The 13,472-nt window shown below is 59.6% G+C and carries 14 protein-coding genes and 1 CRISPR repeat array; of the genes, 5 read left to right on the top strand and 9 right to left on the bottom strand.

What is annotated here, in order from left to right; all coding sequences use genetic code 11:
• Entirely contained in the window at positions 1–633 is a 633-nt protein-coding gene (locus ACTQ0H_RS02360) for a cyclodeaminase/cyclohydrolase family protein (protein ID WP_441537764.1), read from the bottom strand.
• 185 nt (positions 634–818) lie between these two features.
• Positions 819–1,658, bottom strand: a complete 840-nt coding sequence (locus tag ACTQ0H_RS02355) for a zinc-ribbon domain-containing protein (protein WP_441537763.1) — start codon at positions 1,656–1,658, stop codon at positions 819–821.
• A 352-nt stretch (positions 1,659–2,010) separates the two neighbouring features.
• Between ACTQ0H_RS02355 and ACTQ0H_RS02350 the strand changes: the two genes are divergently transcribed.
• Positions 2,011–2,205: a hypothetical protein gene (locus ACTQ0H_RS02350; RefSeq protein ID WP_441537762.1), complete on the top strand. Its 195-nt coding sequence runs from the start codon at positions 2,011–2,013 to the stop codon at positions 2,203–2,205.
• Between the two features lie 230 nt (positions 2,206–2,435).
• Here the strand turns inward: ACTQ0H_RS02350 and ACTQ0H_RS02345 are convergent, their stop codons facing one another.
• Positions 2,436–2,612, bottom strand: coding sequence for a hypothetical protein (locus tag ACTQ0H_RS02345; protein ID WP_441537761.1), 177 nt, complete (start codon positions 2,610–2,612; stop codon positions 2,436–2,438).
• A gap of 229 nt (positions 2,613–2,841) precedes the next feature.
• On the opposite strand from ACTQ0H_RS02345, the gene ACTQ0H_RS02340 reads away from it, so the two are divergent.
• The 3 genes from ACTQ0H_RS02340 to ACTQ0H_RS02330 all read left to right on the top strand — a co-directional run bounded on the left by ACTQ0H_RS02340 (position 2,842) and on the right by ACTQ0H_RS02330 (position 4,826).
• The gene (locus ACTQ0H_RS02340) at positions 2,842–3,435 is read left to right on the top strand and encodes a hypothetical protein (RefSeq protein ID WP_441537760.1); all 594 of its coding nucleotides are present in this window, start codon (positions 2,842–2,844) and stop codon (positions 3,433–3,435) included.
• A gap of 348 nt (positions 3,436–3,783) precedes the next feature.
• A complete protein-coding gene (locus ACTQ0H_RS02335; RefSeq protein WP_441537759.1) occupies positions 3,784–4,569 on the top strand; it encodes an ADP-ribosylglycohydrolase family protein in 786 nt (261 codons plus the stop codon).
• A gap of 35 nt (positions 4,570–4,604) precedes the next feature.
• Positions 4,605–4,826, top strand: a complete 222-nt coding sequence (locus tag ACTQ0H_RS02330; protein WP_441537758.1) for a hypothetical protein — start codon at positions 4,605–4,607, stop codon at positions 4,824–4,826.
• 8 nt (positions 4,827–4,834) lie between these two features.
• Here the strand turns inward: ACTQ0H_RS02330 and ACTQ0H_RS02325 are convergent, their stop codons facing one another.
• Together ACTQ0H_RS02325 and ACTQ0H_RS02320 are read right to left on the bottom strand one after the other, a co-directional pair.
• Positions 4,835–4,984: a hypothetical protein gene (locus ACTQ0H_RS02325; protein WP_441547731.1), complete on the bottom strand. Its 150-nt coding sequence runs from the start codon at positions 4,982–4,984 to the stop codon at positions 4,835–4,837.
• 64 nt (positions 4,985–5,048) lie between these two features.
• Positions 5,049–5,192, bottom strand: coding sequence for a hypothetical protein (locus ACTQ0H_RS02320; RefSeq protein ID WP_441537757.1), 144 nt, complete (start codon positions 5,190–5,192; stop codon positions 5,049–5,051).
• Between ACTQ0H_RS02320 and ACTQ0H_RS02315 the strand changes: the two genes are divergently transcribed.
• Positions 5,187–5,405, top strand: a complete 219-nt coding sequence (locus ACTQ0H_RS02315) for a hypothetical protein (protein WP_441537756.1) — start codon at positions 5,187–5,189, stop codon at positions 5,403–5,405. The two genes, ACTQ0H_RS02320 and ACTQ0H_RS02315, sit on opposite strands and share 6 nt — an antisense overlap.
• A gap of 737 nt (positions 5,406–6,142) precedes the next feature.
• A CRISPR array of direct repeats spans positions 6,143–10,016; the repeat unit is 29 nt; unit sequence GGGATCATCCCCGCGTGTGCGGGGAGCAG.
• A gap of 26 nt (positions 10,017–10,042) precedes the next feature.
• On the opposite strand, the gene cas2e is transcribed toward ACTQ0H_RS02315, so the two are convergent.
• The 4 genes from cas2e to cas5e are packed head-to-tail and all read right to left on the bottom strand — an operon-like array spanning position 10,043 to position 13,470.
• On the bottom strand, positions 10,043–10,936 hold the full coding sequence (gene cas2e, locus ACTQ0H_RS02310) for a type I-E CRISPR-associated endoribonuclease Cas2e (RefSeq protein WP_441537755.1): 894 nt from the start codon (positions 10,934–10,936) through the stop codon (positions 10,043–10,045).
• A 3-nt stretch (positions 10,937–10,939) separates the two neighbouring features.
• Positions 10,940–11,932 (bottom strand): type I-E CRISPR-associated endonuclease Cas1e, encoded by a 993-nt coding sequence (gene cas1e / locus ACTQ0H_RS02305; RefSeq protein ID WP_441537754.1) that lies wholly within the window; start codon positions 11,930–11,932, stop codon positions 10,940–10,942.
• A gap of 5 nt (positions 11,933–11,937) precedes the next feature.
• Positions 11,938–12,699 (bottom strand): type I-E CRISPR-associated protein Cas6/Cse3/CasE, encoded by a 762-nt coding sequence (cas6e, locus tag ACTQ0H_RS02300; RefSeq protein WP_441032287.1) that lies wholly within the window; start codon positions 12,697–12,699, stop codon positions 11,938–11,940.
• Positions 12,700–12,702: 3 nt separating this feature from the next.
• Positions 12,703–13,470 carry a type I-E CRISPR-associated protein Cas5/CasD gene (gene cas5e / locus ACTQ0H_RS02295; protein WP_441032284.1) on the bottom strand — a complete coding sequence of 256 codons (768 nt, stop codon included), beginning with the start codon at positions 13,468–13,470 and terminating at the stop codon, positions 12,703–12,705.
• Positions 13,471–13,472 lie beyond the last annotated feature (2 nt).

Genomic DNA, 13,472 nt, shown 5'->3' with positions numbered 1-13,472 from the left:
CTATCCCCTCTTCCTGGCTGCGTCGGCGGCACGGCGCGCCAGCGCATCGGCACGCGGCAGCCACGTATCCAGCAGCTCATCGCACGCCGCCTCGAGCTCCTCGGCGCGCGCCCGGTCTTTCATAGACGTAGTGTTGGCAAAGAGCGTCAGACTCGCGCCCTGCATGGCGGCGCGGCAGAACACGGCGCCACAAGCCACGTCGGACAGCAGCTGGCGCGACCCCTTGTCCGCCATGTCCTCGAGCAGCGCCAGCGCGCGCCCGCAGGCATCCATAATGCGATACGGTGGCATAGCCGCCACGTGCAGCGCATCCTGAATCGCAGCCGGTCGAGCCGGATCCTCGCGCGAAATACCGTACGCCGCGGACACCTGCCCATAGGCACGAACGTCCTCGGCGACCAACTCGACAAGTTCCTGCGCCAACTCATCCGCCCGGGCAAACGCGTGCGCCAAATCGTCCGCTCGATCGGCAAGCGCGGGATTGGTCGACCCATAACGAGCGACCATCCCGCACAGCGAGGCGCCCAGCGCGCCCACAAAGGCGCTCGCGCTACCGCCGCCGGGAACCGGCTCGCGCGCGGCAAGTGCCTCGGCAAATCCGCGACAGGTTTTATCCATCATCTCTTGGCTCATCGAAACACCTCTGCCCACCGCGCCGGCCACCACGGGCCGCACGCATAATAAAAAATGGGACAACGACGCCAGGAAGCAGTTGTCCCATTCATCGATCTTGTCCAAGCCAGTCTAGCCCATAAGACAAAGGCTGTCAGGAGCTCTGGCTATCAGTGTTTCCGATTGCCGGCTATAGGCACGGGCGCCTAGTCCACCTGGAACGTCGGCAGCAGCGTGTCGATAATCTTCGACCCCATGTCGCGGTTTGCAGTCGAATACTCCAGATGCGCCGTGGCAATCGTCGAATCCGTGACGATCGTCTTTTCGTAAATGATCGTGTCGCCCTCGCGCCACGAGACCACGTACCAGTTGTCGCCCTCTGCGGTATAGAGGTCGGCCTTGCCCGAGGTGTCCGCATCGACGAACATCTCGTGTGCAGTTTCGTCGTTAATGTTGACGTAGCCAAACAGGTTGATCACAAAACCCGTCTCCGGATCCTCATACCTGGCGCCACTGCCGCTGGGAGTATCTTCCATCTCAAAGCGATTGGGAATCGAAATGCTATAAGGATGCATGTCGTTCGTGTACGTATACACGTCGGTTAGGTAATCGTCCGAATCGCCCGAGCCGTAGTATGCCGATTCGTCCTCGGGAACGGCCTCGTCATCCGACGACGAAGACTCCTTGGCCTTGGACTTGTCATCCTTCTTCTTGGCAGAAGAATCTTTCTCGTCCGAAGACCCGGTATCGATCACCGAAATCTGCGTGTCAGAGCTCTTGGACCCGTTAAGCATCGTGAGCGCAAACACCGTGCCGCCCCCGAGGAGTACCACGGCGGCACACGCCACCGCGATAATGACCGGCGCCTTGCTCTTAGGCTTTTGAGGCGCGGGCGCGACCGGCGGCATCGACTGGGTCAGGCCCGGGGCAGAGGAAGGACCAGCGCCCGTAGGCGTCGGCGCGGAGCCACCCGCCAGCGAGGCCCCACAGTGCGTACAAAACGTCGATCCATCAGGCACTTGCTGTCCGCATTTTTGACAGAACATCGTTCGACCTTTCGTGGTTTAGCTTTTGTCACAGCCAAGTCTATACGCCCCCACCCAGAGCGCTGTTGCGCAACATGAAAAAGCCGATGCCGAGCCGTGCCGCCCCATGCGCCTGCCCCAAACATGGGGCACATGGCCCACCTTTCGAGACTCCCCGGCAGCACAAACTGGGGCATATCTATAAGTAAGGAACCCGTTGGGGCACGGCCACTCAACGGCCGAAAACTAAGAACGGAGGTATCGCCGCACCACACACAACGACATCCGCCACGCTTGCGAATAGCAACATACACCAACGGCTCCAACAACCCGCGGCGCCGTGATGTCACCGACAGACAAGGAGGACGCCACCATGAAGAAAAAGACCCTATCGATCCTTTCCCTTTGCATCGCCCTCTTTGCCGCACTCGCCCTTGTCGGCTGCGGCGGGAACGCATCGGGCGGGGGCAGCAGCGCATCCAAGAGCGAGGGCAAGGAAAAAGCTCCCGTCGCCAAGAAGACCGACTTTATCTGGTTTAAGGTCGAGATGCCCGAGGGCTTTGCGTAAGCGACTCCGCTGGCAAGAATGCCGACAGGGTCCAGCTCACCTTCCCCGAAGACAAGAACGGTTCGGCCGATCGCTTTATCCCCGTTTGGAAAAAAGCACTGACGACAGAGGAATCCCACGCCGACCAGGCAGAAAAGAAAGGTGATACGTTCCAGTGGAAGGATGGCGGGTCCGTCGAGTATAACGGCAGGACGTGGCTCGTCGGAACGTACGAGGACAACAGCGGCGTCTCAACCCTCCTCTTTACCGACGTTGAGCCGGGAAGCGTCTACGTCCTCATCTCGAACTTCGATCTGCATAAGAAAGAAGCCGAGGCGCTCCTCAACTCCATCGAGTTTCCCGATGACATGGCGAAGGCAGTTGCCGAGGCACGCGAAGTTGAGATTTCGAGCATCGAGATCAAGCATTAGGGGCTCGCACGCAGCATCGCATGCGCAGTCATTAAATGATTGGACGCCCAGCCAGGGGAGGGCCGACGGCATCGGCCCTCCCCTCTTTTGCGCCCGGACATATTGCCACTTGCCGGCGCAAATCCGGCCCTCAGAATGGGACACATGGCCCACCTGAACGAGCCGCTCGCGCGTACAGTAAAGGCAGGTAATCCATGGGCGGTTACAGATCGAGGAGGACACGACCATGAAAAAGAAGGGCTTTGCGATTCTCACCCTCTGCATAAGCCTCTTTGCCGCAGTTGCCCTGGTGGGCTGCGGTGGCAGCGGCGGCGCTACCGGCAGTGGCGGTGGCGGCGGCGCAGAAAAGCCAGCCGTGGATATGAGGACCGACTTCATTTGGTTTAAGGTCGAGGTCCCCGAGGGCGCCGAGATCACCGACGTCGCAGGCGACACCGCCGATAGGGCCCAGTTTAAGTTCACCGAGAGCGAGCACGCCAGCGATCGCTTCATCCCTGTCTTCGACTCTGACAAGAACGCCGACGAGCTGTTCGACTACGAGGCCAAATGGAAGGCCAACTCCGGATGGACCGAGAGCGACCCCGTTAAGTACAACGGCAAGACCTGGCGCAGCGCCTACTTTACGCACTCGGGCGGTGTGACGACCGAGTACTTCACCGACGTTGACGGTGGCAGCGTCTACGTGCGCATCGACAACGTCGAAGAGCACAAGGACGCTGTCGAGACCATGATGAAGTCCCTGGAGTTTGCCGATGACATCGCCAAGGCCAAGACCGAGGCCATGGACGTCAAGCTCGACGATATCGAGATCAAGCGCTAAAGCTCCAACGGCATGCAGCAGCGCCGTTTTAGCTCAGCCGGGATGCAAGGTGTGACTCCTTGCATCCCGGTTTTTTGTGTTCGAAAGCGCCCGGTCACATCACCATATTGAGCACGTTGACGAATTCCTGCGCCTGGGAGCGGCTGCTGGGGCTGAAGGTGCAGGCGGTCAGCAGCCTGTTACTGTGCCTCTGTTGTCCCTAGCATTTCATTCTAGTAGCCACGAGACCCTTTCGCGAAGGCCTCCGACGACGTCGCAGTTTCTGTCCCCGCCAGGCTTTATGATAATCGCCATTAGCCAGCCTTAGCCATTAAGCAGCATCCCTCAAGAGGAAAGTGGGAGATACGAATGGGCACACCAAAACCGTCTTTGCGCGACTGCATCTATGGGCTCGCCGTCGGCGACGCGCTGGGCGTTCCCTACGAGTTCAGGCCCCGCGGCACGTTCGAATGCACGAACATGATCGGCTACGGCACGCACGGGCAGCCCGCCGGCACCTGGAGCGACGACACATCTATGACGCTTGCTACCTGTGACTCGATTAGGGAGCTCGGGCATATCGACACCGCGGACATGCGCGACAAGTTCGTAGGCTGGATTGCCCATGGCGAGTATACGATTGACGGTGTTTTCGATTACGGCGGCACGACCGCTCGAGCCCTGCGCACCGGCAAAGGAGGCTCCGGCGAGCGCGACAACGGCAACGGTTCGCTCATGCGCATCGCGCCCCTGGCGTTCACCGATGCGACAGGTGAAGAGATCCGTGAGGTCTCTGCGATCACGCACGCTCACAGAACGTCGACCGAGTCATGCATCATATTTGTTGAGCTGATGAGAGACGTGCTGAGCGGCGCGCTCCCCGAATGGGCACTCTGTCTGAAAGATGTACCCGAGCACGAAATCAGATCCGGCGGCTTCGTGCGCGACACGCTTAAGGCAGCCACCTGGTGCTTCGTCAACACCAGCAGCTACGAAGACTGCGTGCTTGCCGCCGTCAACCTGGGCGACGACGCCGACACCACCGCAGCCGTCGCAGGCGCCCTCGCCGGCACGGCCTACGGTATCGAGGCAATTCCACGGGAGTGGATCGATACTCTACGAGGGAAGGATCTGATTGAGAGCTGCTTGTTTTAGATCGCGGCGGCAACAGAAACAAGCCAGGTGGCATCATGGAGAGGAAGATCGCGAATATAGACGAGTTCCAAGTAGACGAAAACGGGATTCCGCTATTTCCAGCAGGGCTGAAGGAGGAAGAAAACCTTTACGTCCTCCCCGACGGGCGTTACCTCCCCTGCGGGGTCTACCGGACCGAAGATGGCGGCTCACTCATTTATGAGCCGTTCGAGCTCAGCACCTTCGGGCAAATGCTTGCCCAATTCGAGGAAAACTAGAGACATGATTACCAGCTGGATTGACGCTGCTCAAAACAAAAGGCAGAACCATCAATAACCCTCTCATTAAAGAGCAGCAGCGCAGCGAAACCAAATAAGTAAAGAAGACGGTTCCAACCCCAGACCGAGCCCAGGGCGGAACCGCCAAGCAATTTCATCTTATCAGCTCTGCAGGATTGGTTTGATGGTGGCAGGAGACACCTGAAGCCCAGCGCAGAGTAATCATGCATAAGCCTCCTCCGGAAGGTTGCCGTCGATGGCAGCATAGGGCCGGCCGTCGCGGTCCTCCCAGCTCGCGCAGACGTAGTTGTATTTTTCGAGCTCTACACCATCGTCGTCAATCCATGCGGGCTTGAACTCATGCACAAGCTCATTCGGGACTGCCCAGCCGAACATATCCTAACAGTGCTTGCCTCGGATAATCTCCTGATCGACATCGGCCGTATCGAAGAAGAAGCGCTTCCCGCTACGCTCAAGCTGAGCATTGACCGGGTCAACGGAATCGATTATGCATTCGCTAAACCCATCGTATCGTTCCCGGCACTCTTTGGACCTATATTCAGTTTAATTACCGGTTAGATCGACGCTGATTCAAAGCCTGCCGCGATAAACCGCTTGTATGCATCGGCTTGATTTCCAGCTAGATCGACATTGATCCAAAGCTTGATAAGGTTGCCAGCGTAAGGGGAAATAGGAATCACGAAAAGTAGCGCAGTACGAAGAGCGCCCTTGATTGAGGAGACGTAGGTGCAAATCCTACCGCCGCGCAAGCCGCCTTCGGGGCGGCTTTTTATGCCGATACGAGGCGAGGGATGTCCCTCGAGAAACCCGCCGCGGTTGCCGCCGACCCCGTGGAGAGCGCCAAGTGGGACAAGCTCACCGCCGGCCACGCGAGATCATCCCCGCATGTGTGAAGAACAGGTGGAAGAAGTTCCGGGGCTTTGACGGCTGCCGGGGTCATCCCCGCGTGTGCGGGGAGCAGTATCCCGTGCAGCCCGCGAACACGCTCTGGCTGGGATCATCCCCACGCGTGCGGGGAGCAGGAATTGCCGTTCGCCGCGTTGGTGCTGTTGACGGGATCATCCCCGCGTGTGCGGGGAGCAGTCGCGCTTCAGGTCGAGAGCACCCTTGCGTTCAGGATCATCCCCGAGTGTGTGGGGAGCAGGAATTGCCGTTCGCTGCGTTGGTGTTGTTGACGGGATCATCCCCACGCGTGCGGGGAGGAGGAGGCTTCGTCGCCGGTCGACTCTACCTCTTTGGGATCATCCCCGCGCATGGGGAACAGGTGTCCAGCGGAATCTCGCGGCCCTCCGCATCCGGATCATCCCCGCGTGTGCGGGGAACATTTCAGACCATTTCTCTCTGGATACTGTCTGAGGGAATCATCCCCGCGCGTGCGGGGAGCAGATTGTTCACACGGAAGATAATAACACCTCTGTGGGATCATCCCCGCGTGTGCGGGGAGCAGGACGGCGTTGAAGAAGGTCAACAACAACATTTGGGATCATCCCCGCGCGTGCGGGGAGCAGCTGGCGCGGGCGTGCTTCTCGGTTGCGCTGACGGGATCATCCCCGCGCGTGCGGGGAGCAGCCTACGAGCAACGTTGTATCCGTGCAATCAGTAGGATCATCCCCGCGTGTGCGGGGAGCAGCCGTTGGAGCTGTACTGGTGGAGCGCGCACTCGGGATCATCCCCGCGTGTGCGGGGAGCAGACGAGGTAGTCGTGCCTGCGGCCGCCCCGGACGGGATCATCCCCGCGTGTGCGGGGAGCAGGATCGGCTCTTTATCTTGCGCATAGTGCGGTAGGGATCATCCCCGCGTGTGCGGGGAGCAGTGCGATCTGCTTTGCTTGGTCTTGGCTTTGTCGGGATCATCCCCGCGTGTGCGGGGAGCAGCGATTGCCTACGGTTGCACACGATTGCACACAAGGATCATCCCCGCGTGTGCGGGGAGCAGTCGACGACGCTTATCTGCGTTCCGCACATCGAGGGATCATCCCCGCGTGTGCGGGGAGCAGTGCGCACGCAAATACTTAATTTGCGCTTCCTTGGGATCATCCCCGCGTGTGCGGGGAGCAGGTCAACGTGTTGCCCTTAATACAGACAATCACGGGATCATCCCCGCGTGTGCGGGGAGCAGACATTGCTGCTGGCAAGGCCAATGAAGCCACCGGGATCATCCCCGCGTGTGCGGGGAGCAGGTGTAGTTTTGTTTCGCGAAACCCTGGTAGGCGGGATCATCCCCGCGTGTGCGGGGAGCAGATTGTGGCGGGATTGATTAGGTCGGGCGTGGGGGGATCATCCCCGCGTGTGCGGGGAGCAGGTGGCTTACCAGATGAGCGCGGTTACCTCCTCGGGATCATCCCCGCGTGTGCGGGGAGCAGCAGTCGAAGAGCGGCCTAACGTACAGTGTCGAGGGATCATCCCCGCGTGTGCGGGGAGCAGGCGGCGAAGGCCACGCAGTCGTTCTCCGGTGCAGGATCATCCCCGCGTGTGCGGGGAGCAGACTGGGGCCGTCTGTGCATAAAAAGTTTGGTCGGGATCATCCCCGCGTGTGCGGGGAGCAGTTGACTACGGAAAAAACAAGGCGCTCAAATGCGGGATCATCCCCGCGTGTGCGGGGAGCAGGACCTATCTTCCCCATGAAGGACGGCAGCTGCGGGATCATCCCCGCGTGTGCGGGGAGCAGCATCGGTCGAACTCGCTCACGCTGATTAGCGCGGGATCATCCCCGCGTGTGCGGGGAGCAGATATACGGGTTCTCCCAGGACGGCGAGTCTTGGGGATCATCCCCGCGTGTGCGGGGAGCAGTCGCTGCGGCCTGCGCGTCCTCCATCTGTCTCGGGATCATCCCCGCGTGTGCGGGGAGCAGTGTTGCAGCTTGTACGGGTCGGCGAACGGGTCGGGATCATCCCCGCGTGTGCGGGGAGCAGGCCCCGTCCCTGAAGCTCATCGACGTGATTCCGGGATCATCCCCGCGTGTGCGGGGAGCAGGTAGACCTTGCGCTCGAACGGTACCGTCACCATGGGATCATCCCCGCGTGTGCGGGGAGCAGCCGCACCATCGACCAGATTCCCGTCGATAAAATGGATCATCCCCGCGTGTGCGGGGAGCAGCGTCAGGTAGGCGCAATCTACCAGGCGGGGTCGGGATCATCCCCGCGTGTGCGGGGAGCAGTTGTCGGTGAGTTTCTGGAGTACGCTGAGCGCGGGATCATCCCCGCGTGTGCGGGGAGCAGAAGTGTTCACCTGCTCCAATGCCGCTGTGCTTGGGATCATCCCCGCGTGTGCGGGGAGCAGTAGCTTTACAACGCAACTAGAATGACCGTCACGGGATCATCCCCGCGTGTGCGGGGAGCAGGACGTGGGAGCTGTGTTCTAAGGCGCGTAAGCGGGATCATCCCCGCGTGTGCGGGGAGCAGGACCTATCTTCCCCATGAAGGACGGCAGCTGAGGGATCATCCCCGCGTGTGCGGGGAGCAGCGCATTGCGTGGTTCAGCGCAGGAATCAGCTCGGGATCATCCCCGCGTGTGCGGGGAGCAGACGGGATGGGACGACCAGACCTTGCAGGAGGAGGGATCATCCCCGCGTGTGCGGGGAGCAGTTCGATTAGATGAATAGCGTACTTTTGCGCACGGGATCATCCCCGCGTGTGCGGGGAGCAGTCGATCGCGTCCAGCTCCTCGCGTGTGATGGAGGGATCATCCCCGCGTGTGCGGGGAGCAGGTGGCGATACTAACGCGCTTGACCTTGACTTTGGGATCATCCCCGCGTGTGCGGGGAGCAGCTCAAGAGCGGTCGAGAGCTGAACGCCTACGAGGGATCATCCCCGCGTGTGCGGGGAGCAGATCGGAGCAGTTACGTGGCCGGCGGTAGTAACGGGATCATCCCCGCGTGTGCGGGGAGCAGCAGGAAGGGCGGCGCTCCACTGGTCTTGGCGGGGGATCATCCCCGCGTGTGCGGGGAGCAGCAATATCACCAATAGGAACACGATAGAGTACCGGGATCATCCCCGCGTGTGCGGGGAGCAGCCCGAGCAAATTAGCTCGCGTCGTGTTTACGCGGGATCATCCCCGCGTGTGCGGGGAGCAGTCGATGTACGTCACGACCGCCTTCTCCTGAGTGGGATCATCCCCGCGTGTGCGGGGAGCAGTCGCGCGTGAGGTTGCCCGAGATGTTCACGATGGGATCATCCCCGCGTGTGCGGGGAGCAGTGCAACATCACAGGCGGCAAGTGCTACGACACGGGATCATCCCCGCGTGTGCGGGGAGCAGTGGGGAATCGGGCGCGAGCTGTACACGGCACCGGGATCATCCCCGCGTGTGCGGGGAGCAGGCGGGCTGGTAGCCGGTGTGCTTCGTTACGTCGGGATCATCCCCGCGTGTGCGGGGAGCAGCAATGTCCAAATACCAGCCTGTGCGCGTAGTTGGGATCATCCCCGCGTGTGCGGGGAGCAGTCAACACGTTCTCGGACCAGCTCAACGCAATCGGGATCATCCCCGCGTGTGCGGGGAGCAGGTCGGCAAACCAATACATGGAGCAGGTGACGAGGGATCATCCCCGCGTGTGCGGGGAGCAGTGGGAGCAGAACGTCGGAGGCATCAAGAAACTGGGATCATCCCCGCGTGTGCGGGGAGCAGCCGGTGATGCCGCCCTCTTTCGAGGTCATTCCGGGATCATCCCCGCGTGTGCGGGGAGCAGTCGCGCATGGCTCGGTAGAGCTTGCCGATGTGGGGATCATCCCCGCGTGTGCGGGGAGCAGGTGTAGTTTTGTTTGGCGAAGCCTTGGTATGCGGGATCATCCCCGCGTGTGCGGGGAGCAGTCACGCCAAGTCTTCTGGTCGATGTCCGGCGCGGGATCATCCCCGCGTGTGCGGGGAGCAGTGGGGAACGGGTGCCTTCGGTACTGCCGGACAGGGATCATCCCCGCGTGTGCGGGGAGCAGGAGTGAGACATGGCACGTGAGAAGAACACCAAGGGATCATCCCCGCGTGTGCGGGGAGCAGACGTTGTCAGCCAAGGCTACACGCCCATTGGCGGGATCATCCCCGCGTGTGCGGGGAGCAGAATGTCCAGCTTTGGCGAGACCATCGAGGTCAGGGATCATCCCCGCGTGTGCGGGGAGCAGGCCAGACGGCTCAGACTTCACGATATACGCGCGGGATCATCCCCGCGTGTGCGGGGAGCAGACTTAAAAATCCCAGCTCAAAACACCCTATCCTTTTGATGTGGGCCCCATTTTAATCAGTTTTCTAAACAAGCTCAAGGTCGCCTCACAATCAGACTCGGCACGATGAGGTATTTGATTGTCAAGGTTCAAAAGGCCGAGCAGGGTCTTCAAGCGATAGTTCGGCGCATCGGGCATCTTCTTCTTTGCCAGTGTAATGGTGTCGATGCACTCATTGTCAAAATCGTCTAGGTCGCATTCTTCGCACGCTGCCTGCACGAAGCCGGTATCGAACGAAGCGTTATGCGCAACCACTATGCGGCTCCCGACAAAGGAAAGCAGGCCGCTCACCGCTCGCTCAAGCTCGATCCCCTTTTCGGCAAGCATCTCATCGGTAATGCCTGTTAGCTCGACTATCTTCTTTGGGATGCCTTTCTCGTATCGAATAAGCTCATGGAGCCTGCCCGCCTCAACACCCTGCTCAACTTTGATGGCGGCAATCTCGATAATCGCATCTTTGTCTGGGTCCAGCCCCGTGGTCTCAACATCAAGTACAACGTATTCGCGCGGCTCGTCCGTTTCGGCTGCCACGCTCCCGCGACGTGCCTTCGATCGCATCGCCGCGTAGCTCCAGCCCACTCTCTTCGTGCCAAGGGCCTTCATGCGCGAAGGCGAAGGCCGCATCATTAGCTTGATACCATCAAAATCGATAGGTTCCCACGCGGTGTTGTGCACTCGATAGTTGAGGTGTTGCTCGTTGCGTGCAGAAAAAACCATCGTGGCACGCCCTGTTTTGCATTCTTTGCAAATACGACTCCAAAGCTCATCCCTTACACGCGCGCCCACCCTGCCGACATACACGCCTAGGCTAATCTCCTGCAACCATTTCGTTAGGTCGCCGCGAAGTGCAAGGGGGCATTTTTCCAAAACAACAACAATCACCCGTTATCCTTCCACAAGCACTCCGTTATTCTCTTCGGTGGCATCCACCTGGACGTCGTTTTCCTTGCCATAGGACACTCCAAAAGCAACGGCAGGGCGCCTCTCATCCCAGAGGAACATCGTATCGATATCAGGCTCGTCCTCTGTCTCGAAGTCGCCCAACAGCAGACCCCTGATATCGCGAGCACAGCGCTCCATTATCTTCCCGTCAAGAAACGCATCACGAGTGCACCGACGCGCTTCCACCCCGATATCCTCTGGAGGATCGGAAGCCACTTCGAAAGCGATGGGAATCGTCACCTCTGCTTTATACAAATCGGCAATGTCATACACAAACGAGCGCTCATGGCCAACGTGGACAAATCCCAATGCCGGAGAGCACCCCAGCGCCACAATCACGCTGTGAACGACTCCGTAAAGGCATGCATGGGCAGCCGACAGCGCCTGATTGATTGGGCTTGCATCAAGAAAATCATCGGGGTTGTATTCCCTCCCATCCCATGGGACGTCGTATTGCTTCGACAGCCGCCGATAAAGTGTTCGAATCCGAGCTCCCTCGCGGCCACGGAGCTGCTGCATCGTGTAATTCGATACATCCTCGCCGGGAAAACGCATGCCGTACATCGCTCGTGCCACGGCAAGACGCCTTCGAGTGTTCGACACGAGCTCAGCCTGCGCGACAACCAACCGAGAAGAATGGGTGAGCGGGCGGCCGTGCGCATAGTAGCGAACGCCGTGCTCGCCCACCCAAATCACGCTTGTCCCCGAATCGCCGAGCAACTCAACCGCACGATGAGAGATATTGGTCCCAGGCCCCAGCATAAGCACCCCAAGAGAAGCCGCGGGGACATACGCCGTTCCGCGCGCATCGGTTATGCTCACTGCGCTATCTTGCCTGCTCACAAGACATCGCTCGACATAAAGAAACGTCATTCGCTCCTTTATCGTGGGCAGTACGCGCAAATCAGGCTTGATCATGCCAGGATTATCACCCATGCCGCTCACCTATCCAGTGGAACCAGCGTGAGAAGGCCGCATCCGAATCCTTTGGCATGCCCGATGCCACACACAAGCGCATGGCGCAAGGCATCAGCATCGGTCACGCGCAACACGCCATCGTACTGGGCGCGCGTAAAGGTGACTTTGTTTCCTTGGACACCCTTGGTAAACGAGATTCTGTTGGAATTACTAACAATCAAGCTCGGGCAGCCCTCATCGTCGCTCAAAACCTCAAAACCATTCCTTTGGGCACGTGATCCCCGCTCGGGCGCAAAAATGCTTGGCACTTCCTTGTCGGCGCCCTTATATGCTTGAGCTCCAACGAGCCAGGCAGTTTGCTCCAGAATGGTCAGGTGGCCAATTCTATTTCTCTTAGGTTCGCCCTCGCTGTTTAGCAGGTCGCTTTTGCCGCCACGCGTGCTTCTGTTGAGCGACGGATTCGCTACCAAGCGAAACGAATAGGTCTGTCCGTTCGAGATGCGCCCCAAAAACGGATCGTATCCGCGCGTGCCCCACTGCGGTTCGCAGTCGGGCCACCCAATTTGTTCATCAAGCCCTACCAAGCTCGGCTTGCCGGGACTCACGATATAAAGGCGAGAACCCCCATCAGGCATTCTATCCACGCGCCAAAGCACGCGGCCGTCCCCGCTCGTCTGAGAAAAGGGGAAGCTGCCTGCAATCGCCGCATGCATGCGATAGGGCGAGGCAAGCATCGCACGCGACTCCCTCCGCGTCATATTGATGGGAAACTGGGTAAAGAACATCGGCTATACCTCCTTTCCTAGAGCAGACCAAGGGTCATGGTCGGCCTGCACGCCAGCATATTTCGGGTTCCTAACCGTTGCTGTTGTATGGGCAACAGTACGAAAGCTGTATTGGCGATGCTCCTGCGAAAAGCTGATGGGCACGTCGCGCAGCGGAACATCGTAGCCCTCGCCTTCGTCAGAACCCTGCTTATCGTAGAGAATCTCCAGGTCAACGCTTTCTTTACCGCGGAACTTCCAGTTGCCCTGATATCTCTCGCTTGCTTCCCAGGGGTGACTGCGCAAAGCTTGGAGCAACGCCACATCCTCAAACAGCCCAATATGTACTCTGCACGCGGGTGGACAGGAACGGCGACCCAGAAACAGGGGAAACGCCGGAGCGTCAAGCGCCTCGGCGCACCTTTGCAAGAGTCCCAAATCGCCCTCAAGGGCCGCAACAAACACAGCATCAGCAAGATAGTGACGATACGTTAAAGGCAGGGTATCGTCCTTTTTCTCGCTTAATATCCATCGAGCGCTTTGCGAGTCCCACTTTCGCTTATGTTCGGTTTGAAAGTCGCTTACAAATGTTCCTGGCTGATCGATACGTACGCCAAAGCGTAGCGCCGCAAGATCATCAACGGGATCTGTTCGGTAACGACCTAAGGCTGCGGCAAGCAGGCCCACAACGCCGCTCTTCGTCGGCTCGTGCTCTGTTCCGCGCTCGGTGAACCTGCTCGACGACCCCCAAGATTGTAGCGGACCCGCCAATTTGAGCAGCAGGACCGCCATAG

Origin of the sequence: Collinsella sp. LCP21S3_A3 (assembly GCF_052118905.1) — a bacterium.
Taxonomy (GTDB): domain Bacteria; phylum Actinomycetota; class Coriobacteriia; order Coriobacteriales; family Coriobacteriaceae; genus Collinsella.
Note: the sequence above shows the minus strand (reverse complement) of the source record. Positions and strands in the feature narration are given on the sequence as shown.

Coding starts and splice junctions, on each gene's coding strand:
- ACTQ0H_RS02360 (WP_441537764.1), bottom strand. CDS start 633: ATGAGCCAAGAGATGATGGATAAAACCTGTCGCGGATTTGCCGAGGCA.
- ACTQ0H_RS02355 (WP_441537763.1), bottom strand. CDS start 1,658: ATGTTCTGTCAAAAATGCGGACAGCAAGTGCCTGATGGATCGACGTTT.
- ACTQ0H_RS02350 (WP_441537762.1), top strand. CDS start 2,011: ATGAAGAAAAAGACCCTATCGATCCTTTCCCTTTGCATCGCCCTCTTT.
- ACTQ0H_RS02345 (WP_441537761.1), bottom strand. CDS start 2,612: ATGCTTGATCTCGATGCTCGAAATCTCAACTTCGCGTGCCTCGGCAAC.
- ACTQ0H_RS02340 (WP_441537760.1), top strand. CDS start 2,842: ATGAAAAAGAAGGGCTTTGCGATTCTCACCCTCTGCATAAGCCTCTTT.
- ACTQ0H_RS02335 (WP_441537759.1), top strand. CDS start 3,784: ATGGGCACACCAAAACCGTCTTTGCGCGACTGCATCTATGGGCTCGCC.
- ACTQ0H_RS02330 (WP_441537758.1), top strand. CDS start 4,605: ATGGAGAGGAAGATCGCGAATATAGACGAGTTCCAAGTAGACGAAAAC.
- ACTQ0H_RS02325 (WP_441547731.1), bottom strand. CDS start 4,984: ATGAAATTGCTTGGCGGTTCCGCCCTGGGCTCGGTCTGGGGTTGGAAC.
- ACTQ0H_RS02315 (WP_441537756.1), top strand. CDS start 5,187: ATGCACAAGCTCATTCGGGACTGCCCAGCCGAACATATCCTAACAGTG.
- cas1e (WP_441537754.1), bottom strand. CDS start 11,932: ATGGGTGATAATCCTGGCATGATCAAGCCTGATTTGCGCGTACTGCCC.
- cas6e (WP_441032287.1), bottom strand. CDS start 12,699: ATGTTCTTTACCCAGTTTCCCATCAATATGACGCGGAGGGAGTCGCGT.
- cas5e (WP_441032284.1), bottom strand. CDS start 13,470: ATGGCGGTCCTGCTGCTCAAATTGGCGGGTCCGCTACAATCTTGGGGG.